14 protein-coding genes are annotated in these 21660 nt (G+C 49.6%); 9 read left to right on the top strand and 5 right to left on the bottom strand.

The genetic code is table 11. The features are described 5' to 3' along the window. Positions 1–53: 53 nt before the first annotated feature. From murC to K384_RS11975, 6 genes are all read left to right on the top strand, one after another. Positions 54–1466, top strand: a complete 1413-nt coding sequence (gene murC / locus K384_RS12000) for a UDP-N-acetylmuramate--L-alanine ligase (RefSeq protein ID WP_038032720.1) — start codon at positions 54–56, stop codon at positions 1464–1466. After that, a complete protein-coding gene (locus K384_RS11995; protein WP_051633373.1) occupies positions 1447–2205 on the top strand; it encodes a cell division protein FtsQ/DivIB in 759 nt (252 codons plus the stop codon). The genes murC and K384_RS11995 overlap by 20 nt, the downstream gene beginning before the upstream one ends. Before the next feature lie 9 nt (positions 2206–2214). Then, on the top strand, positions 2215–3540 hold the full coding sequence (ftsA, locus tag K384_RS11990; RefSeq protein ID WP_038032719.1) for a cell division protein FtsA: 1326 nt from the start codon (positions 2215–2217) through the stop codon (positions 3538–3540). A gap of 206 nt (positions 3541–3746) precedes the next feature. Continuing rightward, positions 3747–5318, top strand: a complete 1572-nt coding sequence (gene ftsZ, locus K384_RS11985) for a cell division protein FtsZ (RefSeq protein ID WP_038032717.1) — start codon at positions 3747–3749, stop codon at positions 5316–5318. A gap of 134 nt (positions 5319–5452) precedes the next feature. Then, positions 5453–7261, top strand: a complete 1809-nt coding sequence (locus K384_RS11980; protein ID WP_038032716.1) for a T9SS type A sorting domain-containing protein — start codon at positions 5453–5455, stop codon at positions 7259–7261. A 13-nt stretch (positions 7262–7274) separates the two neighbouring features. Continuing rightward, positions 7275–7781 (top strand): SixA phosphatase family protein, encoded by a 507-nt coding sequence (locus tag K384_RS11975; protein ID WP_038032714.1) that lies wholly within the window; start codon positions 7275–7277, stop codon positions 7779–7781. Between the two features lie 27 nt (positions 7782–7808). Here K384_RS11975 and K384_RS11970 read toward each other — a convergent pair whose 3' ends face one another. Both K384_RS11970 and K384_RS11965 read right to left on the bottom strand, forming a co-directional pair. Continuing rightward, the gene (locus tag K384_RS11970; protein ID WP_084147226.1) at positions 7809–8774 is read right to left on the bottom strand and encodes a nucleoside hydrolase; all 966 of its coding nucleotides are present in this window, start codon (positions 8772–8774) and stop codon (positions 7809–7811) included. A gap of 116 nt (positions 8775–8890) precedes the next feature. Next, positions 8891–13177 (bottom strand): choice-of-anchor D domain-containing protein, encoded by a 4287-nt coding sequence (locus K384_RS11965; RefSeq protein ID WP_169737655.1) that lies wholly within the window; start codon positions 13175–13177, stop codon positions 8891–8893. Positions 13178–13385: 208 nt separating this feature from the next. Here K384_RS11965 and K384_RS11960 point away from each other — a divergent pair, with 208 nt between their 5' ends. From K384_RS11960 to K384_RS11950, 3 genes are all read left to right on the top strand, one after another. Beyond that, complete coding sequence (locus tag K384_RS11960) at positions 13386–14834, top strand: trypsin-like peptidase domain-containing protein (RefSeq protein ID WP_038032712.1); 1449 nt, start codon at positions 13386–13388, stop codon at positions 14832–14834. Positions 14835–15027: 193 nt separating this feature from the next. Then, a complete protein-coding gene (locus K384_RS11955; protein ID WP_038032711.1) occupies positions 15028–16146 on the top strand; it encodes a hypothetical protein in 1119 nt (372 codons plus the stop codon). Positions 16147–16169: 23 nt separating this feature from the next. After that, entirely contained in the window at positions 16170–16748 is a 579-nt protein-coding gene (locus tag K384_RS11950; protein ID WP_038032710.1) for a DUF350 domain-containing protein, read from the top strand. A 67-nt stretch (positions 16749–16815) separates the two neighbouring features. On the opposite strand, the gene K384_RS13870 is transcribed toward K384_RS11950, so the two are convergent. The 3 genes from K384_RS13870 to K384_RS11935 all read right to left on the bottom strand — a co-directional run bounded on the left by K384_RS13870 (position 16816) and on the right by K384_RS11935 (position 21351). After that, the gene (locus K384_RS13870; protein ID WP_071837500.1) at positions 16816–17577 is read right to left on the bottom strand and encodes a DUF1573 domain-containing protein; all 762 of its coding nucleotides are present in this window, start codon (positions 17575–17577) and stop codon (positions 16816–16818) included. A 41-nt stretch (positions 17578–17618) separates the two neighbouring features. Continuing rightward, positions 17619–18878, bottom strand: a complete 1260-nt coding sequence (aroA, locus tag K384_RS11940) for a 3-phosphoshikimate 1-carboxyvinyltransferase (protein WP_038032709.1) — start codon at positions 18876–18878, stop codon at positions 17619–17621. Between the two features lie 70 nt (positions 18879–18948). Next, entirely contained in the window at positions 18949–21351 is a 2403-nt protein-coding gene (locus K384_RS11935) for an endonuclease MutS2 (protein ID WP_038032708.1), read from the bottom strand. Positions 21352–21660 lie beyond the last annotated feature (309 nt).

The following is a 21660-nucleotide window of genomic DNA, read 5'->3' as shown; positions in this document are numbered from 1 at the left end:
AGGACAAAAAAATGTACCTTTGCTTATCAGGAAAGTCAACACATTTTTGTCAAATGAACAATCTCGAACAATATACACATGTGTATTTCATAGGCATTGGCGGCATCGGCATGAGTGCGCTTGCCCAGTGGTGCCGGAGCCAAGGCATGCAGGTGGCAGGCTATGACCGCAATGCCTCGGCAATTACGCGTATGCTCGAAGAAAAGGGCATCTTTGTAACTTATGAAGAAGGTTGCGAACACATTCCTCTTGACTTCATCCATAGCGACAAAGTACTGGTAGTATATACGCCTGCCGTTTCGCAGGAACATCCGCAGTTGTGCTATTTCCGCGAAAACGGCTTTGAGGTTATCAAGCGGGCAGCTCTGCTGGGGCTCATCAGCCGCACGCACCGCCTAATTGCCGTTGCCGGCACGCATGGAAAAACCACCACCACTGCCATGATTGCCCATATCTTGCAACAGGCCGGCGTGCCCGTCACCGCTTTTGTCGGTGGCATCATGCGTAACTACCGGAACAACCTGCTGCTTTCATCGTCTCCGGAAGCCTGGATTGTAGCCGAAGCCGACGAGTACGATCGCTCTTTCCTGCACCTGCACCCCACTATAGCCGTGGTTACCAACATAGAAGCCGACCATCTGGACATCTACGGCAGTGAGGCGGCCATCGTTGACAGTTTCGAAGCCTTTCTGGGCAACATACAAAGCGGTGGTATGCTCATTGCCCACGAAGAGGTGCGTGCTGTGCCGCCCGCTTCATTGCACACGTGGCGCTATGGCAAGCATCCCGGCTGTTCGTATAGCATAAAAGAGCTGCGTTATGAAAACGAGCAGCTTTGCTTCACACTCATGGTCGCAAAGGAAAACAGCTATGCGCTGCGCCTACAGGTGCCCGGCTTGCACAATGCACTCAATGCCACCGCTGCTTTTGCCGTAGCTCATCGCATAGGTATCGCTCCTTCCTGCATCATCGACGCCTTGGCTTCGTTTCAAGGGGTCAAGCGGCGCTCGGAGGTGTGGTATCGCTCGGCACACTACGTACTGGTCGATGATTATGCACACCACCCTACCGAGATAGAAAGCACCCTGCAAGCCATGCGCCGGCTATACCCTCAAAGGCAGTTGGTGGCTGTGTTTCAACCACACCTGTACACCCGTACCCGCGACTTTGCCGCTGCCTTTGGCAAAGCCCTGGGGCTTGCCGACCGGGTGCTGCTTACGCCCATTTATCCGGCCCGGGAAGCCCCTATCGAAGGGGTGGACAGCGCACTCATTGCCCACCATTGTCCGGTGCCCACGCTTATAGCCCCAACCGCCGATGCTATAGAAACATCGCTCGAGCAGCTGCTTCGCTCTGCTGCTCCTCCGCTGACGGTAGTAGTCATGGGCGCCGGCAATATAGAACAACATTTGCCAATTTTTTTAAATTTGCTTAAAACACTCGAACATGAGCAAACGCAGGCTTAAGCCTTGGGTACAGTGGTTCCTGACTTTGTTGGGCCTAAGCCTTTTGGTGGGCGCCATCAGCAAAAACTATGATGAGCAAAGCTGCCAAAGGGTGGTCATACGTTTCTTTCCCGAGAACGCCGACGGCAGTTTTCTTACCGAAGAAGACATATTGGAATTATTGAGCCGTCATGGAGGGATCTTCCTGCGTGGCGAAAAATACAAAAACCTCAATTTGAAGCAACTGGAAGAACAGGTGGCAAGTAGTCCCTATGTGGAATACTGCAATGTGTACCGCGATTTGGCAGGCAGCTTGTTTGTGGAAGTGCATATGTTTGAGCCTATTGCCCGCTTTTATAACCCACAGGGCGAAGATTATTATTGGAGCCGTAAAGGGGCGCTCATTCCGTTCACTTCACACTACACGCCACGCGTGCCGGTGATTACGCGCGAAGGCGAAGAGTTGCTGCCCAACCCGCAAGAGCGGGAAGAAGATGCCCGGCTCCTGGCTTTGATGCAGTTCATACACGAACATCCCTTTTGGCAAGCTTGCATTAGTCAAGTACATGTAAACAAAAACCAAGATATTTGGCTTTATCCGCAAATAGGCGGACAAGCCATTCATATAGGAAATGTAAAAGACATAAGTAATATATTTGCAAAACTCAAAATTTTATACGATACTATACTCCCCATTCAGGGGTGGTATCGTTACCGCAAGGTAGATCTCAGGTTTGAACGTCAAATCATTTGTGAATAAAAGAGCATTATGTCAAAAGATAAAATTGTTGTAGGCTTAGACATTGGCAGTACCAAGATATGTGCGCTGGTAGGGCGCAAAGATAAGTACGGCAAGATAGAAATCTTGGGCATGGGCAAAGCGCCCTCCGAGGGTGTTATTCGCGGCTTTGTTGCCAACATAGACAAGACCGTCTATGCCATCACCCAAGCCATCCAAGAAGCAGAAAAGCAATCCGGCATCAATATTCGCATTGTGAATGTGGGTATTGCCGGGCAACACATCAAGAGTTTACGCCAACGTGGCAGCATCACCCGGGAATCAACCCAAGATGAAATCTCGGCGGAAGACGTCAACCGCCTGATCAATGACATGTACAAAATACCTACCCCGCCCGGCACGGAAATCATCCATGTCATGCCGCAAGACTTCATTGTGGATCATGAGGTGGGCATCAAAGAGCCGGTAGGTATGTCGGGCGTAAAGCTCGAAGCCAACTTTCATATTATCACAGCCCAAACCACGGCCATCAACAACATACGGCGCTGTGTGCAAAAAGCAGGACTTGAAATCGAAAATCTGATACTCGAGCCGGTGGCTTCCAGCATGGCGGTGCTTGCCGACGAAGAGAAAGAAGCCGGTGTGGCTTTGGTCGATATAGGCGGTGGCACCACCGACCTGGCTGTTTTCTATGATGGCATCATACGGCATACAGCCGTCATCCCGTTTGGTGGTGCCATCATCACCGAAGACATACGCCAAGGCTGCAATGTCATGCGCAACCAAGCCGAACTGCTTAAAATACGCTTTGGCAAAGCCATATCGGAAGAAGCCAGCGAAAACGAGGTTGTATCCATACCAGGCATTCGCAACCGCGCACCCAAAGAAATATCGGTAAAAAACCTGGCGCTCATCATCGAAGCACGCATGGGTGAAATCATTACCTTAGTGCACGAACAAATACTAAAATCCGGCTTTGAGCATCTTCCTGCCGGCATTGTTATCACCGGTGGGGGCTCCATGCTGGCTCATTGTGCCGAGTTGTTTACTTACATCACCGGCATGGAAGTGCGCGTGGGCTATCCTACCGAGTATCTCAGTAAGCACAATATAGAATTGGTAAAAAACCCCATGTATGCCACTACCGTAGGTTTGGTGCTTGCCGGCTTCCAAGCACTCGACTACCGCGAAGAGAGCTACCAAATTTATTCGCAGCCGCAGAGCAGTGCACGCACCGGCAACGACAGAAAAGAAGAAAGCGGCAGCAAGAAGCGAAGCAACGACTTCTTTAAAAAGTTGTTAGAAAAAACAAAAGGCTTACTTTTAGACGACTTCGACGAAAACGACAGCTTTTAATGTTTGATACCTTACTTCAACACCATTACAAATATCCTTTCCCAAGAACGTCTGTTTGAGCCTTACGTAGAATAATAAAAGCGATTCGTCGAAAAATGTAACTTACATTTGCATTTTAAATTACATTTGCACAAACACAGCAAAAAAGCTTAACTTTTACGAAGCATCGTGCGTATTTACCTATTAATAAAGAAGAGGGTTGAACTATGTCATACAAGTTTAATATAGGCGGACAGGAGAAATCCATCATCAAAGTGATTGGAGTCGGTGGTGGTGGTTGCAATGCGGTCAATCACATGTACAACCGGGGAATCAAAGATGTAGAGTTCATCATTTGCAATACCGATAAGCAGTCTTTACAAGCGAGCCCCATTCCCAGCAAGCTGCAAATAGGAAGTGCTCTAACCGAAGGCTTGGGGGCAGGTGCCAATCCCGAACGCGGACGCGAAGCCGCCCTTGAGAGCAAAGAAGAAATCAGGGATCTACTCAGCGACGGTACAAAAATGGTATTCATCACGGCAGGCATGGGCGGTGGCACCGGCACCGGCGCAGCCCCCGTTATTGCCCAAATTGCCCGCGATTTGGACATCCTGACTGTCGCTATTGTAACCTTTCCTTTCTCCTTCGAAGGGCGCGTCAAGCGTGAACGTGCTACTGCCGGCATCGCCGAGTTGAAGAAGTACTGCGATACGGTACTGGTTATCTCCAACGATAAACTGCGCGAGATATACGGCAACCTGCCTATATCGGAGGCCTATGCCCAAGCCGACAATATACTGGCAACCGCTGCCAAAAGTATTGCCGAATTGATTACCACGCACCTCTATATCAACATAGACTTTGAGGACGTAAAAACAGTGATGCGCAATGCCGGCACGGCAGTCATGGGCTCTGCCAAAGCCGAAGGCGATGACCGTGCACTCAAAGCCGTAGAGCAAGCGCTCACCTCGCCCCTGCTGGATAACAAAGACATCCGCGGCGCCAAACGCATCTTGCTCTCCGTCATGTCGGGCGACAAGAATGAACTGCGCATGGATGAGTTCGATGAAATTACCCGCTATGTAGAAGAAAAAGTAGGCGACCAAGTCGAATACAATATTTTTGGTACCGGCATTGACCCCAGCCTGGGCGACAGCCTGCGGGTAACCATTGTGGCAACCGGTTTTGGAAAAGAAGAAGAAAACGCCTCCATAGAACCGGAAGAGCAAAAAAAAATCGTTGACCTCGAAACCGGCAAAACCATAGGCACTGTATCTGAGCAAGATATAGTGGAGCAAACCAAAGAAGCGCGCACTTTTATCCTTAGCAACTTCGATACGCCCGCAAGCAAAGAGCAAAGCAGCAAGATAGAGCCGGAAGTTCATATTGAAGAAGAAGAAGAGATGGCACGCCCCGTTGCCGAGCAGCCTGTGCCTGATAAAACCCCGGAAAAGGTAGTACACACCCTGGATGAGCTGCCTATGGAAGAGGAGAGCGAAAACGACAGTGCCTATGAGGAAGAGTTGCGCCGCGAGCAGGAGCGCCAAGCCAAGCAAGCACGCTACTCACGCGAAATGCAGGAACGGCTCGAACGTTACCGTAAACTAAAAAACCTAAGCAATATAGATGGCACCTCGGAAGACATATCCGACAAACTGGAAATACCGGCCTATCAACGATTGAATATCCCGTTAAAAGACACTCCGCCGGCATCAAAGAAAAATATATCGCGCTATAACTTGGACGAAAACAATCAAATATTGGGAAACAATAAATTTTTCCACGATAAACCCGACTGATGCAGCTGCCCATGCAGGCAAAAGGAGCCATTGAAGCCTCAGTGGCTCCTTTTCTTTTCTATTGTTTTGGTATGCAATCGCTTTACTTTATCTTCGTGTCATGTATTTAGCTTAAAAATCAACTTTTTGCTTTCATGCTTATGCTCCGTCTAAGCTTTTTGTTTTGTTGTTTGTTTAGCTTCCGGCTGTCGGCTCAATGGGTCATAGCGCCCTATCATCCCGCCCCTGTGCAAACCGCCACCAAAAAGGTGTTGAGCCTCCCCTTCTGGGACGACTTTTCTTATTACTCTTACAGCACCCAAACAGATGGGGCAAGATGGACTGCTCAGAATGTATTGGTCAACAACAACCTATGTATTGACCCGCCTACCAAAGGAGTGGCTACCCTCGATGCCTTCCGCAGCGACGGCACAACCTATGATATAAGCAGTCCTACACTGAAAGGGTATTCCGATACCCTGCAAAGCCTTAGCATCGATTTAAGCAGCTATAATGCAGGTAGTGGGCTTTATTTGAGTTTCTTTTGGCAAGCAGGCGGCTTGGGCGAAGCCCCCGACCCTGAAGATTTCTTAGTGTTGCAGTTCCTCGACGACAACGGCAGTTGGCAAGAGGTGTGGCGCCGTACCGGCGAAAACAACGACAGCACCACTTTCACCCAAACACTGATTCCTATTGACCAAAGCCGCTTTTTGCATAGCAACTTCCGTTTTCAGTTTATTCGCTACGGCAGGCTCACCGGTACCTTCGACTATTGGCACCTCGACTACGTTTACCTAAACAGCGGGCGCAACAGCAACGATATTTACTACCGCGACATTAGCACCGTGAACCGGCCACTCCGTTATTTTGCCGGCTTCAGTGCCATTCCTCTCCATCATTTAAGTGCAGGCTTTGCCACCACCGGGAAAATAAGCACGCGCCTCCGGAACTTGGATAACAACTTCCGCGCCTTGACCTATCAATGCCGCGTATATGACAGCAACAACAACGTGCTCTTAACACTTCCGGTTACCGCCGTTGCCCCCAACGCGCCGCTTATCTTTCCGGGCGATGACTTCCGTTTGGAAGCCACTCCAAGCCCCATTCCGGTTCCCGCAGGCCCCACTACCCTGCGTTACTGCTTCGAAGTAAACACCAGCGATGACAACACGACCATTCCCCCTTATGACTTGCGTGTCAATGATACCATTTGCGGAGAAACCGTTTTAGACGATTACTATGCCTACGACGATGGCAGCTTTGAATACGTTGCCGGCATCAACCAGCGCTTTGGCAAGTTAGGGGTGCGTTTTGTGCTGCCCGGCGGTCTTCAGGCACAGCTTACAGCTGTTGATATTTTATTCGTGCCCTACAAAAAGGACCTTACCGGCCAAAGCTTTGTGCTGTGGGTAGCCAAGCGCCTGAATGCCCCTGCTGCCGCTGACGAACTGCTCTTCCAGCGGGCATACCCTATTGAATACCCCACAAGCTATGGACAAGTGGTCCGCTTCCCTGTCGATATTTACGGCACCGTCATGCTTAGCGATACGTTTTATATAGGCATACAACAAACCACCGATGATTTCTTGGCAGTAGCTTTCGACAAAGACCTCGACAGCCACGAGCATGTGTTTGCCAATGTGTTTGGCTTGTGGGAACAAAACCCCGACATACGGGGAAGCTTGTTTATCCGTCCGGTGTTTTCGCCCAATCCGGTAACTGCCCTCACGCCCCCGGCAGAGGCGGTGCGCTTGTTCCCCAACCCCGCTTCTGAACAAGTGCAAGTTGAAGGGCTCACGGCACCGATCAGTGCCTGCCGGCTCCGTGATCTGCAGGGCAGGCAGCACAGCTGCCCGTGGCAAGGCAACCGTCTCTTCATAGGAAGCCTACCACCCGGATTTTATGTCATAGAACTGGAGTTAAGTAATGGCCGGCGCCATCTTCTCAAACTCATCAAACAATAAACATCTCTTCCCTATGAAGTACCTGTACCTCATTCGGCATGCCAAGTCTTCTTGGAAAGAACCACTTTTACCTGACTTTCAACGCCCATTGAAAAAAAGAGGCATACGCGACGCCAAGTTCATGGGCAAGTGGTTGAAAAGAAACAAGCATATCCCCGACATCATCATAAGCAGTCCGGCAGTGCGTGCCCGCCAAACTGCCGAGTTATTGGCCGAGCAGATGGACATGCCCCTCACCCGCCTGCACTTCGATGAATCTATTTATGAAGCCCACCTTGCCGATTTGCTCAGCATTGTAAACAATCAAAAAGCGGAAATGAAGGCAATGGCTCTCATAGGACACAATCCGGTGCTGACCGACTTCGCCAACTTGCTTACCCAAAATGTGCATTTGCAAAATATTCCTACCTGTGGTATTTGGGCAGTGCAGTTTAGAGTTGAGCATTGGCAGGACATACAAGAAGACAGCGGGCAGTTTTTGTTTTTTGAGTATCCGAAAAAGCACTACGAAAAGCTGTAATTCGCCTTTCTGATGCAAGGAGTATTGTTAGTTGTCGGGCGATAGATAAGAGTTCCAAAAAGCTGCTTTCATTGCCGGGGCATCAATAGCCGTGTAAACCCACACCTTGCGTTGCCTGTTTTCGGGCGGTGTAAACACTTCCTCCTCTCTTGCCAGCAACGGCTGCATATAAGCTATTGCCAATGCCAAGTCCCACATACTCCACGCTTCTACTTCACCCAGCCGCTGCCATCGCTTAGAAAGGCAGGAAGACAACTTGCCGCCCACCCGGGCAAGTTTTTGTTGGGTTTCCTCTTTGGGAAATACGAGTTGCCGGGCAACAGATTCGGGCATGATGTGCAATTCCACTTCGCTGTTGAGCAAATAGTCAAAGGCATTGAGGTCGTTCCGGACATTGAACTCTGCTTTGTTCCATACCCCTTTTTTAGGGTCATAGTCGCCCCCCATGGCATATACCACCAAACGATGCGCTATCTGCGGTTGCTCTATGATTGCCGACACCACATTGGTCACAGGACCCGTAACAATCACGTGGAGCTTCTCATCATCATTGAGCTTTATAGCTTCTTCTATAATCAAGCGTGAAGCAGCTGAGGGACGCGGAGTGCTTCCTCCCCATGCTCTGCCAACCATGGAAGAAGCCCCCGGCACGCAGCGCACATAATGCCGGCACCCGGCTGCCCGCAACAACTTTTTATTTAGCCGGTAGCTTATTTTCATCGTGCGGATACCCTTGGTTGAATAGCCATTCCAGTGGCGATAGCTCAGTAAGTCCGGGTTGTTAAAATGAGCTGCCGTAAGCGCCACCACCCGGCTACCGGCTTGCTGCAACAAATAGGCAATAGCATACAAATCGTCAATACTATTGCCGGTGTCTGCATCGATAATGATGGCAGACGGCTGCCCCGCCAAATGCATATGCCCTCCCCAGAGACAGCAAAACAGAAAAAGAAGACATTTCGACAAATAAAGACGCATTGGAAGCATAGTCATCTTTTTTTCGGTAATTCAAAGGTATGCCGGACAGCAGTAATTTTCCAAAAGATTTTCGCTACAAGAAAAAGCCCTCACCGTAGTGAGGGCTTCATATCGCTATATCATCACTTGCTTTATTCTTTAACCAGTTTCAGACTATGCCGCTGCGTCCCTTCTTGCAGCAGTAGTATATAAGTACCGGCAGGCAATGAACTTAAAGTATTTTGCATGCTTGCCTCCACACTACGGAGGTCCCCCTGCCACTCACCTGCCACCTGTCCGTAAGCATTCAGTAGGCGCAAGGAGATTATGGCATTGCCGGCTATACCTTCTATATCCAATTTAACACCTCGTGGCAAAGGGTTGGGGTATATCGACAAAACAGCTTCCGTACCTTCCACGTAGCGTATGGCTGTATATTTGGCGCTTCCATCGGCAGCAATAGCCCCTATGCGATAATAAGCCCCTGCCCCCAAGGTATTGTCTATCCACTGGTAAGCATTTTGCCCGGCTATAGCCTGCACCTCGCCCACCACTTCAAACTGCCGTGCATCGGTTGATTTTTCTACAACAAAGCCGGTGTTCTGCTCTGCATTGCTTACTTCCCAGCGCAACACAGCCGACTGTTGTTCACGATAAGCCTCAAAGAGCACCCACTCTACCGGCAAGGGGTTAAAGTAGGTAGTAGATGCCAAAGTAAAGGGGCTAAAAGAAGCAATAGGGGCTGCCGTGCTTACCGTGCGGTTCGAGGTATTCACCGTACCCCCCTCATCGAACCATTGACTGCCGGTCCAGTGCGCCACGCGCAAGTCGGTTTCTTGCCCTGCCGTAATGCCACAACTGCGCACATCATCATAAGAGAGCGTAACCGTCACTGCCGAACTGCCTGCCGTGCGGTTGAGCATCCAGAATTCGCAGTTGCTCACATGGCTCAATGTAGGTGATTTTTGATTGATGTCGTAGTAAGGTGCCGGCGATACGTGGCGATAAAGCGCAGTGAAATGGTCTGTAACAGTCGCCGGTGCGGACATACCAATGGGCGCATAATAGCCATCGTCGCCTATGGGGAAAGTAAAGGCATCATCGCCTTCTTTGCGCACCCAACCTGCCACGTAACTATTGTTTGAAGCCCCAAAAGCCAAGGCATTGTCAGCAAACTCTACACGCGGGCTATAAGTGGTTGAAGTGTGGTCTTGATTTGCCAGCACCACCCCGTCTTGAAATACCATCAACTGTTCCACGCGCAGGTTGGTAGCATTCAAAAATAAGCCGGCGGGGTTTTCCATATGTACTTCGTAAAAGGCTTCATTTCCTGCGACACTGTATAACTGCTGCTGTGTATTGCCTACCCAATAAACACTGCCTTCCCCGGCATCGAAGGCGGCAGCCCCTGCTTGGTTGTTCCAATGGCCGGCAATCAGCAAGGTACCGTCCGGATTAGCGGCAACGCCGTCATTCATATCCAAGCTTCCTCCTGCGTCAATCACCAAATTGCCATACACATGCAAGACGTTGGCAGGGTCGCCTTCGAGGCGCACCGCCCGTGAGGTAATGAAGAGATGGCGGCAGCGTGCCGTGTCGGCATAGGTATCGGAATAAGCAGCTGCAGCACTAATGACCAAGTCATTAGGCGCCGAAGCGCTGACAGTAACATCCACAGTTTCGTCAGGTACGCGGCGGGTTTCCCAGTTGCGGCAGTTGAACCAATTATTATCGTCTATGCCGGTCCACAAGCCATCTGTTCCGGGACCGGTCACGGTGAAGCTTGTTCCACATATAAAAGCAGAAATATTGTCGCTGCCATCACCATTGTCTTCTGTCCAATTGGTTACATAATTCAATATAGCCCCTATCAAAGCCGGTTGGCTGCCGGTAGTAGGTCCACTGTAATAAGCATAATAGTTGATAGGGCTTCCAATGCTTTGAATGGCAAAACACTCGATGGCAGGCGGAATACGCGATTGACGCTTGGCAGCACCGTCAGGCAGGCTACTTAAGTCATCGCTTACGCTATACCAATTACCCCCCGACTGAATACCCGAGAGCACACGCCCGCTGAAGGTGTAGTAGCTGCCATGGCAAACCCAACTCCCTTGCATCAAAAAGATGGCATCGGGATCATTGGTAGATATATTCACAAAAGGAGACATATTGCCACATCCCCCATCGATAGAAGACACAGCGAAGTCAGTCGAAGGGGCACCGCCCACACTGAAATTGGTAGCATAGCCCGTGCCCGGCAAGTCCATGCAAATCACCGAGCCGGCAGGCAGGTTAGCCGCTCCGTTGTAAGTAATACGATAGGCGGATATGTTGGTACCGGCTGTTCCATTGCAATCGAACCAGCGCCCCGAACGCACGTTTGCCGGGTCGCCTACTTCATACACAGCATTGGCAAGTACAAAAGAGGTACCGGGTATAATATCCACCAACGCCACTATTGCCAAACGGTCGGTTGGTCCACTGATCGAGTTATCGTAGCCAACAATCATCAGGTCGCCGGGTTGCAGCACGGTTTGATTGTACACATTAAAGGGTGTGCTTGTAGCAGCACTCAAAGCGGTAGCAGCGGCTTGCAAGGTCAGTCCGCTTCCCGGGGCGGTGTGTACAATATTGTTGAAAACCGCTTCCCCGTTGGCAGCAGTTATCACCAAAGGCGCGGGCGACATGCTGCCTGTGGAACTAAGCGTGATATTGGCACTGTAGTCCAAGTCTATGTTGTTGTTGGCATCCACTGCCCGCACCCGCACAAAAGGTGTCATTACGTCTTCAATACCTGTATCGGAAGGCTGTTGTGCAAAAAACAGCGCTGTGGCCACTACCTCTATGCGGTTGTCGTCGCCGGCAATAGACGTCTGCGCTCCGCCGGCATCATCAGCTGCAAAAAGCGATGCATTGGGATCTTCGGTTGCCGAAAGTACTGTTAAACGTATTTGCTGGTTATCAGTCACCGTGCTTCGAAAGCTTACTATCACACGGAAGGTCTTGGTGCCGTTGTCCGGTGCTACCAAGTTTAAACCGCTGAAATTGGCAAAACTGCATGAGGGCGTTATCTCGGCTATTTCTGTAGTGCCGTCATAGATAGCTATACGGCGGATGGATGCACAGCCCTGTACCGCAAAGTTGATGCTCTGCAGCACGGTCGGTTGGTTGTCGTTGTCGGCAGTTCCACCACCGTCGCGGATTACGAAACGCGCTATTTCAATGGAAGATGTGCCTATGTTGGAAGGAGTGATATCTGTTGCTTGGTAGTTTATGTAGGGGATATTGACCGGATAAGTAAAAGCAGGGTCAGCGATAATATCGGATTGGGTGGAGTAACTTCCCGTGCCCTGAATAGCAAACGTATAAGGATTTTCATTGGCGTCATCGTTGGCAATGCTCACCGTGGCACTGCGTGTGCCTAAGGCCGAAGGCGTAAAGGTGATTTGAAAAGAAGTGCTTCCTCCCGCCGGAATGGGCGTAGACGGCAAGGCAGTCACCGCGAAATCGCCGGCAGCGGGTCCGCTGATGCTCACGCGCGGCGTGCCTGTCAGGTTCAAGTCCACGCTGCCTGTATTGTGAATGGTAAATGTGTGTGCGCGGCTGCCAAAGCCGGCTTCTACTGCCCCAAAATCGGTATTATCAGCAACCGAGGGGGTGGCATCACCCGAAACAATGCTGATGCCATTCCCCCGGACGTCTATTTCAGGTCCGAAAAAAACCGCCGACACACTGATGTCATCCAAACCGAGTTCATCACGGCTGCCGGAACCGCCGGCGTCATTGCTTGTCCAGCGCAGGTAATAGTAAGCTCCCGGTGCTATATTCAGCCCGCTGATGGTGATGCTGCGCGTAACAGTCTGCCATGCAGGTGACGCATCGGCACCTGCCGGCGAAGTGTAATCCAAGGCAACTTCGGGTACGTAGGTCACATCATCTGCCGAGTGTTCGAAGTTAAAAGTACTTGCCCTTCCTTGGTCGTTATATACCTTGATTTCATAGGCTATGCTCAACTCCGTGATGGCTGTGCTGCCCGTGTTTTGAATGCGCAAAATAAAAGAGCCGGGGGTAAAATCAGTACCTATGGGCTGTACTCCCAAACAATAATCACCGGCGGCGGTTTGGAAGGCATAAATCCCGCCGGTCCCTACGCCACCATTTCTTGCCCCCCGCGCAAAGTCACCGGCGGTTGCACTGCCACCAAAAGCAAGGGCACCGTCGCTTAAGCCGGTAACCGCCCAAGCATCGGAATCGAGCTGCCCTGCTACCGGCGAGGGTGTAAATCCGCTACCATCAAACTGTGCGTTGTTTACCCCTGCCACAGTAGCATCGAAGGTGATTACTTGTGCGGGGTTCGTATTGCTCAAAGAGAGCTGTGCATAACTCCATGTACATGCAATGAATGTGAGGAACAGTGTTAAGCCTAATTGTTTTTTCATATTTACAAGTTTCATCTCTGCAAATTTATTCGCTGACTATCAAAAAAGTAAGCCTTTGCTATTTGCTTAACAAAAGCTTAATATTGAAGTGTTTCTTTACTTAGACGAGTGCAAACACATACTCGATCAATGGTTTGATTCGTTCCACTAAGGAACTCTGCATATAAACTTTTACCTTTGTAGATAAGAACCTTAACTTAAATCAAGAATGAAGAAAACCATCGGAAATATTGCTATTGCGCTGCTTGCCGGTATGGGAGGCAGCTTCCTTTACAATCATTACTTCTTTTCCCCTGTGCAAGATCTGCCGGCAGGAGCAACAACAGACACTTCACCGCAAGCAGTTGTTTATCAAGCCCGTTACGACAGCAATGCGCAAAGCAAACTGCCCCTTAAAGATGACGCTTTTGTGCAGGCATCGGCGTTGGCAACCCCCTCGGTCGTTTATATCAAGACCTACTACGAAGGGCGGCAGGCAGTCGATTATTGGGATTGGTTCTTCGGCTACGGTGGGCAAACCAACATTGAGCTAAGCTCCGGTTCGGGCATTATTGTCTCACCGGACGGCTATATACTCACCAACAACCACGTCATCGACGACGCCCAACGCATCGAGGTCATTCACGGGAAAAACAGCTATACGGCACGTTTGGTAGGCACAGACGTATCTACCGATTTGGCAGTATTGAAAATAGAGGCTCAAAACCTGCCGGCTATCCGCTGGGGGCGGTCGTCAGAGGTGCAAATAGGCGAATGGGTATTAGCCGTAGGCAATCCTTTTAATCTTACTTCCACCGTCACGGCGGGTATAGTCAGCGCCAAGGGGCGGCGCCTCCACCTGAACAAAGGACAGTTCCCCATTGAATCGTTCATTCAAACCGACGCACCCATTAACCCGGGCAACAGTGGTGGTGCATTGGTAAACCTGCGCGGCGAGCTCATCGGCGTCAATACAGCCATCTTATCCAAGCACGGCTCTTATGTAGGTTATGGCTTTGCCGTGCCTGCCGACATCGCCAAGCGGGTGTACGAAGACCTGCGCCGCTATGGTATTGTACAAAAAGCGGTGCTGGGTGTGGAAACCGAAGAAATCACTCCCGATATAGTAAAGAAATTAAGCCTCAAACACACCGAAGGTGTGGTGGTTGTAGATGTTTGGAAAGATACACCTGCCGAAAAAATGGGATTGGAAGTAGGCGATATCATCACACAAATCAACAATACCCCTGTTCGCAGCTTGGCCGACTATGAGGAAATCATCGGTTTGCTATCGCCGGGCGACCAAGTGACCGTACACTTCCGCCGTGGCAACCAAACCTACAAGAAGAGCGGACAAGTGGTAAATATAGACGGGAAACCGGCAGTGTATAAGCCCCATACTTATCAATCTAAGGTGCTGCATGCTGTTTTTGAGGCAATCCCTGCACTTGAAAGAAAACGATACGGCATTCCCAACGGGGTAAAAATTAAAGAGCTGCATGGCGGCCTTTTCTACCGCCTGGGCATTAAGGAAGGTACGATTATAGTGCGAATCAACAATATAGAGATAGAACAGCCTGAGGAAGTAGAAAAAGTTATCGAGCGCATCGCCGGCGGCATCGTTATGGATATCATTACTCCGGAAGGCGTTCCCTACCGGGTGCAGTTCCGTTATTGACAAAGTCAAACACAAGTGACACTACAGACTACAGGCAGCATATCCGGCGTATGCTGCCTTGTTTCTTTTTATGTAAGGCGCGAATCTTCTTGTACAAAAGCGTTTTTTCACAAAGCCTCTCTTTATTTTCCCTGCTTTTTTGTGTCAAAGAAAAAGGCTGTGTATATTTCTATAGTGGAAATCATTACACTTTATGGGTTTTTTAAAAACGATATTTAATTTTTTTAAATGGGTCCTTATACTCACTTTCACACTCTTCGGCTTGTTGATTGCGGCCGGCGTGGTGGCTCTGTATTATGAAGACTACCTCAAAAAAGAGGTAATGCTTGCCGAAGAAGAGGTGTTACAAGACGATAAGACTGCCGAAGAGCTTTTCATTGAAGAAGAGGAAGAAACAGAAGCAAACAACGAAATAACAGACGCGAAAGAGGCAATAAAAGAAGTAGAAGAAAAACGCGAGCCTGTTTCACCCGATGACCGTCAAGCCTTGCGCGACAACAAACGCGAGGAGATAGTGTCGCGCCACGAGCAAGAAGAGAAGCGTGTACCCGATGCCCCGCCCCCGCCTCCCCGATTCGCCCGCCTGAAAGGGAAGGCTGTTTTTGATGCTGACCCGGAACCTCCATGGTATCATTTCCGCTTCTCTTATCAAGACATCATGGAAGACCTTTATATGTGGGAATGGTTGTTGCGCCAAGCAGAAGTGGATCGTAGCCTGCGCGTCTATGGCCTGCCCAAAAGCTTTTTCCAAAACTACTACGAAGAGGAACAAGCTGCGAGAATTCTTAAAAAAAGCTTTTTCCGCTACGACAAAGAAGGCTATATATGCACCGATTACAACGCGGTGCTGCGTTACTATCATCGCTATACGGAGCCGCTGTATGAGCTGCTCAAAAAGAAAGTAGGTGATGATGCCCCCCTTACCGATTATATAGAAGAGCTTTTACGTTTTTGCCAAGATATTCCCTATAAACGTCCGGGCAACTACTATGGTAACAAATACATTTGGGACTTCTACACACCGGTGCATATCATGCTCGAACGCGAGGGCGACTGTGATAGTAAATCGGTACTCTTTGCCAGTGTACTTATGCACGACCGCCGCTTTCGCGATAAAATCGTTTACATCACCGTAGCGGGGCACCTGCTTCTGGGCATAGAAGGTGAGCCCAACCCCTACCAGGATTGGGTGGATTTCCAAGGCAAAAAATACATCATCTGCGACCCGGTAGGTCCGGCACACACTGCCTTTGGTGTCTCGGCTTGGGATTATGGTCCGGTATTGAACATAGAAAAAGCATCTTTGAACTGACACAACTCTAAACACTCACACCTATGAACCAACAGCTGGTATTTGTGGCTCTTTACGAAACTGCCCTTTCGCTTATCTTTGGTTTGTTGACGCTTTACCTGGCGCTCAAGATTGTAGATAAGCTTATTTTAAAACAAGACTCGTTGCGCACCATACAGGAAGGTAATCTGGCAGTGGCTGTCTTCAAAGGGGCTTTGGTATTGTCCATTTTCTTAATGGCACAAAACAGCATCGAGCCCTCGGTGCAGGCTTTGAAGGTAATGGTACTCAGTAGCAATAAGCTTAAAGCCGGCATGTTGGCGGTGGCTTTCGCTTATTTTATCGTCTTCTATTTAACTTCACTGGTGGGCGCGCTCTTGCTCATTCTCATCAGCCTGAACGTGTATGTTTCTGCCACCAAAGACATTGAAGAGATAGAAGAGATAAAAAACAAAAACGTGGCGGTGGCTGTTTTGCTCTCATTTGTGATTGTGGGCGTTACCATCTTCATCCGTCCGGCTTTTGACAACCTCATTACCAGCTTTGTTGATTTCAGCGGGCTCACCCGCTATGAGCAAGCCGAAGGAAGCCGGGTAGCTCCATCGCCAAGCATTCAGCCCTAAAGAAGCAACAGCGGATGAGGTCCGTCTGCCGCTCATCCGCTGCTTGTTTTCAAGAAAGAATAGTCTCTCAAAATCCCAAAGGATTGGCGTTGTTCTCTTTCACCGGCGAGCTGCCTATCACATCTGCCATGATGACCAATGAATGGAAAGTCTGTTTTCCATCATTGGTTTGCAATTGAATGTAGTCGCGCACTTGCTTGCCTGCTTTCTTGGCAGTATAAAGCACTTCAATGGCGGTGGTTTCACCGGGCTCTATTCTTTTCTTGCCCAGGGTGTATTCTATGCAATCACAAGAAGTGCTTACGCGGTAAATTTCCAGCGTTTTCTTTCCGTTGTTTCTTAAAATGAAAGTGCCCTTGGCCGATTGCCCCTGCTGCAGACTGCCTACTTGCCATACGGTCTTGTCGAAACGCAGGTCAGGCGCATCGGGGTTGGTCTTGGCTTCTGTTTTGGGATGCACATAGCCCTTAATCAAAAGGGTTTTGATGGGCTCGCTCGCATTGCTTCGAATGGTCACGCTCTTGGTAAAAGCACCGGGGCGCCCCAAGCTGTTATAAGACACTTTGATAACGCCTTTCTTCCCGGGCAAAACGGGCTCACGGGTATAGTAAGGCGTGGTGCAACCACAAGAAGCCGACACACTTTGCAGCACAATGGGCTGATCGCCCACATTGGTAAACACAAACTCATAAGTAGCCACGGTGCCTTCGTCTATGTTACCAAAGTCATGAATTTCTTTATTGAAAGAAAATTTACCCTGTGCCCATGCCGCGGAGCTGCACAGGAGCAATAACCATAGCACAATGCCCACATTGATTCTTTTTTTCATGGCTGTCCGGCTTTTTATTTTTAATAACCCTCAATATCCGCTTATTGGTTCGTAAACTCCAAGCCAAACCCGGCTTTTTTCAGGTCTTCCCAAAAGTGGGGGTACGATTTCTTTACCACTTCCGGGTCGTTGATTTTCACCTTGCCCAGTTTCAAAGCCAAAGGCGCAAAAGCCATGGCCATACGGTGGTCTTTATAAGTATCGAAAGCGGGGATTTTATCCGCATTTCGCTTCGATACCCTCACCAGCTTCCACTCGCCGTTGTGTTTTTCGTCGAGCCAATAGCCCAAGGTCATCAATTCGTTTTGCAAGGCGCGGATGCGGTCAGTCTCTTTCAGTCTCAATGATTCCAGACCGTAGGCTTCCATTTCGATGCCTTTGGCGGCAGCCAGTGCAATAAAGGTCTGTGCCAAATCGGGGTTGTCGGTAAAGTCAAACTCTACCTCGCGAGCTTCATCGGTTTTGGTAAGCACAGCCCCCTGTGGGGTGAAAGTAGTGTAAACACCCATGGGGCGCATCCACTCGACCAGCCGCTTATCGCCCTGGAGCGAGTTTTCTGTCAAAGCATTCAAGGTGATATGTGCAAAAGGTGCCAAGGCAGCAATGCTATACCAATAGCCGGCAGCTGACCAGTCGGGCTCCACGGTATAGTCGCGCAGTTGGTACTCTTGTGCCTCCACCTTGATGCGGTTGCCTTCCCAAACTACCTTCACGCCAAAGTATTCCATCAAGCCCACAGTCATTTCCACATAAGAGCGCGAGCGCAAAAATCCGTCTATGTTTATCTCCAGCCCATGCGGCAAGGTGGGGGCTACCATCAGTAGTGCCGACAGGAATTGACTGCTCACCCCGCCGGGAATGGTAACCTTGGGGTAACGCTGCACAAACCCCCGGATTTTGATGGGGGGATATCCGGGGCGCTTGACGTACTCTATCTGTGCCCCTAACTGATTGAGGGCATCCACCAAATCGCCAATGGGACGCTCTTGCATGCGATAGGTACCGGTAAGAATCACCGGCAGGTTGTTAACAGCACAGTAAGCCGTCATGAAGCGCATGACCGTGCCGGCATCTTCTACATCCAGAATAGCGCCTTCTTTGGCTTCCTGCAACAAACGCTGCATCACCAAAGTATCGTTGGCAGTTGAAAGGTTGCGGAAGGTGTAGCCGCTTTGTTTTTTTTGTTTTTGAGCCAAGGCTTCAATCAACAAAAGGCGGTTGCTCAAGCTCTTAGAAGCAGGTAAGTCTATATCTACGCGTATTTCTTTTTGTTCAGGTTTGTTTACAATGACGCTTTTCATGGGCAAACTACACTACATTTGAGGTAAAATACGAAAACTATATAAGAGGAACGGGATTTGTTCCAATAAATTATGCCATTTTCACGATAGTCACTCCATCGCCCCCCCGCTCTATGTGTTCATCGCCGAATGAAAGCACTTGGGGGTAACGCCGTAGTTCTTCGCGCACCAGTTTGCGTAAGATACCATCGCCTTTACCATGCACAATGCGTAGTTCTTTGGCACCTACCAAAATCGCTTCGTCCAACCATTTATTGAGCAACTGAATGGCTTCTTCGCCGCGCATTCCGCGTAAGTCTATTTGATGCGAAAAATTTTTAAACTTCTCATGTAAATCGCTACCATAACGCACGCCCACTTTGGCTTGCTTCATTTGCTGCTTGGCTTGGCGGCGGCTGATGCGCTCCAAGCGGTTGAGCTTCACTTCCGAAACCAGCTGCCCAATCATGATACGGGCATCTTTTCCGGTGATTTCCATCACTTCGCCAATGGTTTCAGGGGCATCCTTGAGCCGCACCCAGTCGCCGGCTTGAATTTCGCCCCCTATCACCTCGTAGTCTTCTGTTTGGTCAGGTGCTGTTTCTTCCACCTCGGCAAATTGCTCTTTCAGTTGCTCTATTTCTTGGCGTATTTGCTTGGTTTTGTTTTGCTCGGCTTGTTGTTCCCGTATTTCGCGTATGGCATTTTCTATCTTGCGGTTCACATCGGCAAGCAACTCTTTGGCTTCTCTTTTCGCCCGGCGAATCCATTCGCTGCGTTTTTCCTGCAACTCTGCCAACTTCTTCTCGTAGGCTTCCTTTTCTTTTTGTAAACGGCGCTTTTCTTCTTCCGTTTGCTGGCGCAGCTGCTCATAGCGTTTACGCTCTTCTGCCAGCTCCTTCAACAGCTTGTCATAGGTAAAGGCATCGTCGCCCAGTTTTTCTTTCGCCCGCTGCAAAATCTTTTTAGGCAATCCTATTTTGCGCGCAATTTCGAAAGCATACGAACTGCCGGCTTGCCCTATGACCAATTGATAGAGCGGCTCGAGCTTGTCCAGGTCAAAACGCATGGCAGCATTGACCATGCCGGGCGTACGGTCGGCCAAGCGCTTCAAGTTGCCATAGTGTGTATTCAACACACCGTAAGCCCCTTGGGCATGCAGCTCTTCCAATATGGCTTCGGCAATGGCACCGCCCAACTGTGGTTCAGTGCCTGCCCCGAACTCATCGATAAGGAAAAGAGTGCGCTCACGGGCATGCTGCAGGAAAAAGCGCATATTGCTCAGATGTGAGCTGTAGGTACTTAAATCGTTTTCAATGGACTGTTCGTCGCCTATGTCAATGAAGATATCTTCAAAGAACCCAACCGTAGAGTGTTCGCTCACCGGAATCAACAAGCCACATTGCCACATGTATTGCAGCAGCCCCACGGTCTGCAAGGCGATGGACTTACCACCGGCGTTGGGTCCTGAAATAACAATGATGCGCTGCTCTTCATCCAAACGAATGGATAATGGGACTATGGGCTTGTTACTTTCACGATGCGCAAACAAAAGCAAGGGATGCACAGCCTCCCGCCAATCTACCATGGGGCGCTCGACAAAGGCGGGCGCCGTGGCATTCATATCTATGGCAAGCTTGGCTTTTGCCATCACGAAATCGAGCTTGGCAATGACTTCAAGCCCCTGCAAAAAGGCAGGCAGTTGTTCTCTTATTTGGGCGCTTACTTCCGACAAGATGCGAATAATCTCGCGTTTTTCTTCCAGTTCAAGCTCGCGTATGTCGTTATTGATTTCCACCAGCTCGGCCGGCTCTATATACACGGTCTGCCCTGTATTCGATTCATCCTGAATGAAGCCCTTGAGCTGACGCTTGTTTTCCACTCTTACGGGAATGACTATGCGCCCATTGCGTAAAGTAGGCTGTGCGTCGTCGGGCGTATAACCAAGGCTTTGCGCACGCTGCAGCACACGCTCTGCCTGCTTGCGCAGCTTCTGTCTTAAGTTCAACAGCTCCTTGCGTATCTCAAACAGCTGCGGTGATGCATGGTCCTGCAGTTTGCCTTGGTCATTTAAGATACGCTCTATACGCCGAATCACGTAGTCATCCAGATGCAGCTGCTCGAACAGGCTTTTCAGTTCGGAGTACTGCCGGGGCTCTGTTTTATCGAAAAAACGAAGTACTTCCAGCAAAGAGCTGAAGGTCTTCTTGAAATCAAACAGTTCTTCTTCGGTAAGAAAAGCCCCCTCTATTTTCAGATGGCGCAGCGGCTTGCGCAAATCGACATAGGTCTGTGCCGGAAAGCTGACTTCATGTTTCAGAATTTCTACCATTTCGGCCGTTTGGCGAGTCAGGCGCTCCACCAAACGAAAGTCTTTCGAAAAACGCATGTTTCCAACCCACTCCCGCCCCAGTTCACTGCTGCACAGTTCCTCTAAACGGCTTCTTAACTTATCGAATCCAAGCTTTTGCTCAATCGTACGCGGATAAATCATATGATATGCTTCACTGTTTTAAAAGTGGTCAAATTTAGCTAAATTCAGTTATAAAACAGAAAAGAGCTCCTCATAGAGGAGCTCCTTTACTTGTAGTCTCACGACTACAAACATCACTAAATCACTACAAATATACATGTTATAACACAGTTTCACATAGCTACTCGACGAATGCACGCATTTTTTCCATAAAAGCTGTGTTTTTCATGGATGAACGGCTGTTGTTACCGGTCTTGCTTTCAAAACTTTTCGTATCTTTAAGCCCGAGCACTGCCCTACATCCATGCTTATCATTGACTGATATTTTTC

This window comes from Thermonema rossianum DSM 10300 (assembly GCF_000426825.1).
In the GTDB taxonomy this organism is placed as follows: Bacteria; Bacteroidota; Bacteroidia; order Cytophagales; family Thermonemataceae; genus Thermonema; species Thermonema rossianum.
The sequence above is the reverse complement of the archived record's forward strand: the minus strand, read 5'-3'. Positions and strand labels throughout refer to the sequence as shown.

Coding starts and splice junctions, on each gene's coding strand:
- murC (WP_038032720.1), top strand. CDS start 54: ATGAACAATCTCGAACAATATACACATGTGTATTTCATAGGCATTGGC.
- K384_RS11995 (WP_051633373.1), top strand. CDS start 1,447: ATGAGCAAACGCAGGCTTAAGCCTTGGGTACAGTGGTTCCTGACTTTG.
- ftsA (WP_038032719.1), top strand. CDS start 2,215: ATGTCAAAAGATAAAATTGTTGTAGGCTTAGACATTGGCAGTACCAAG.
- ftsZ (WP_038032717.1), top strand. CDS start 3,747: ATGTCATACAAGTTTAATATAGGCGGACAGGAGAAATCCATCATCAAA.
- K384_RS11980 (WP_038032716.1), top strand. CDS start 5,453: ATGCTTATGCTCCGTCTAAGCTTTTTGTTTTGTTGTTTGTTTAGCTTC.
- K384_RS11975 (WP_038032714.1), top strand. CDS start 7,275: ATGAAGTACCTGTACCTCATTCGGCATGCCAAGTCTTCTTGGAAAGAA.
- K384_RS11970 (WP_084147226.1), bottom strand. CDS start 8,774: ATGACTATGCTTCCAATGCGTCTTTATTTGTCGAAATGTCTTCTTTTT.
- K384_RS11965 (WP_169737655.1), bottom strand. CDS start 13,177: ATGAAAAAACAATTAGGCTTAACACTGTTCCTCACATTCATTGCATGT.
- K384_RS11960 (WP_038032712.1), top strand. CDS start 13,386: ATGAAGAAAACCATCGGAAATATTGCTATTGCGCTGCTTGCCGGTATG.
- K384_RS11955 (WP_038032711.1), top strand. CDS start 15,028: ATGGGTTTTTTAAAAACGATATTTAATTTTTTTAAATGGGTCCTTATA.
- K384_RS11950 (WP_038032710.1), top strand. CDS start 16,170: ATGAACCAACAGCTGGTATTTGTGGCTCTTTACGAAACTGCCCTTTCG.
- K384_RS13870 (WP_071837500.1), bottom strand. CDS start 17,577: ATGAAAAAAAGAATCAATGTGGGCATTGTGCTATGGTTATTGCTCCTG.
- aroA (WP_038032709.1), bottom strand. CDS start 18,878: ATGAAAAGCGTCATTGTAAACAAACCTGAACAAAAAGAAATACGCGTA.
- K384_RS11935 (WP_038032708.1), bottom strand. CDS start 21,351: ATGATTTATCCGCGTACGATTGAGCAAAAGCTTGGATTCGATAAGTTA.